Consider the following 1,647-nt stretch of genomic DNA (forward strand, 5'->3'; position numbering starts at 1 on the left):
GATAGACATGGCATGTTCCTTATGGAGTCGAGAGTTTCAAGTCAGTAATGGGTTAGCCGCTGCGCCCTGTTGTGCGCTTGTTGGCTGGCTTGGGAGTAAATCTACGGACAAATCGAACCAGGAACAATTAGGTGAAATAGAGACTCATTGTTTCTATTTGCGGGACATTGCACCTTTCAGCATCCCTGCAATGAGCAAGGCGCCGATAGCGTGAGGTTGGCGAGGGGGTGTGCAGCGGATTTGTTAACGATTGGACGCAGCGGGCTCGGTGTTCAAGGTCTGCGCCAGGAAGTCGGCAAAGGCCCGCGCCGCCATGCGCGTCGTCCGGCCCAGGGGGAAGTAGGCGTGAACTGGCAGTTCGGCCATTTTCCAGTCGGCAAACAGCTGCACCAGAGCGCCGTTGGCAATCTCCACCGCGCATGCCCAGGAGGTGGTGGACGTCAGGCCCAAGCCACCGGCCGCGGCTGCCAATGCGCCAGCGGTATCGTTGGTGGACAGTTGCGGATGGATATCGACAGCGGTGGTCTGACCGTCGCGTTCGAACTGCCAGGAGGACGCTTGTGCTCCGGCTGGCCCGCCGACGATCCGGTGACCGCTGATGTCCGCAGGGGTGGCAGGTGTTCCGTGCCGGGCCAGGTAATCGGGGGAGGCGACAATCACTCGACACATTGTGCCGATCTGCCGGGCGGTGCCTGCCAGGTCGGGCAGGTTGCCGACGCGGATGCCGATATCCACCGCTTCCTTGACCATGTCTTGCCAGCGGTCCTCGAGCAACAACTCCAGGTGCAGCAGCGGATGACGTTCGGTGAACGCCGACAGCCGCGGCATGACCACGCGTATGCCCATGGTCGAGGGCATGCCGACTCGCAGCAGACCGCGCAGTTCTCCGGTTTCGCGCACGCTGTTTTCGGCATCGTCGACGGCGGCGAGGATCGGTTCCATACGCGCCAGGAACTCCATGCCCGCCTCGGTGGGTACCACCGCCCGGGTGGTGCGTGAGAGCAGCCGCGCGCCCAGGCTGGCTTCGAGCTCGGCGATCATTCGCGAGACCTGCGACTGCGCCAGGCCGCTTTCGCGCGCGGCCGCAGAAAAGCTGCCCAGACGTGCTACGCGGGTGTACAGCCTCAAGCTGAGCAGATCTTTCAGCGCCATGGAGTGTCCTGTCAGCCGGAGAATGTCGGGGGAAGGGAATGCAGCGCTGCGCGCAGGCGCAGCGATCACCATTCGATCGAGACAAATCTTAGCCCAATCGGCCGGCTGGCGGTCCTGGCAAAGCCAAAAGCAAGCCGGGCTGCTACAGGCGATGCTTCGGCCAGACTCAAAAAATACGGCGTGCCGCAACCCTGCTTCTGCCCGGAGGGCGCCTGAGCCTACTGCCGGTGCCCGGCAGATCGCCGGCAAGCCAGGCTCCCACGCCCTCCGGGCAGAAGCAGAATCGGGTGCGGCGCACGACCGGGGCGTCTGATTCTACTGCCGGTGCCCGGCAGCTCGCGGGGCAAGCCCGCTCCTACAGATTTTCGGCCAGATTCAAAAAATACTGCATGCCGCAACCCTGCTTCTGCCCGGAGGGCGTGGGAGTCCGGCTTGCCGACGATCTGGCGCGCAGCGGCAGCAAACCCTGCCAGCGCGGCGTGCCTGACACGACCG

At 63.7% G+C, this 1,647-nt stretch carries 2 protein-coding genes; one reads left to right on the forward strand and one right to left on the reverse strand.

Translation table 11 applies throughout. The features are described from left to right. The coding region (locus ACI2KS_RS12890) for a hypothetical protein (RefSeq protein WP_404620729.1) at positions 1 to 214 on the forward strand (214 nt) is incomplete at its 5' end. A 29-nt stretch (positions 215 to 243) separates the two neighbouring features. Here the strand turns inward: ACI2KS_RS12890 and ACI2KS_RS12895 are convergent. Beyond that, on the reverse strand, positions 244 to 1,152 hold the full coding sequence (locus ACI2KS_RS12895; protein WP_404620731.1) for a LysR family transcriptional regulator: 909 nt from the start codon (positions 1,150 to 1,152) through the stop codon (positions 244 to 246). Between the last annotated feature and the right edge of the window lie 495 nt (positions 1,153 to 1,647).

Source organism: Pseudomonas sp. NPDC087358, from assembly GCF_044900785.1.
Taxonomy (GTDB): domain Bacteria; phylum Pseudomonadota; class Gammaproteobacteria; order Pseudomonadales; family Pseudomonadaceae; genus Aquipseudomonas.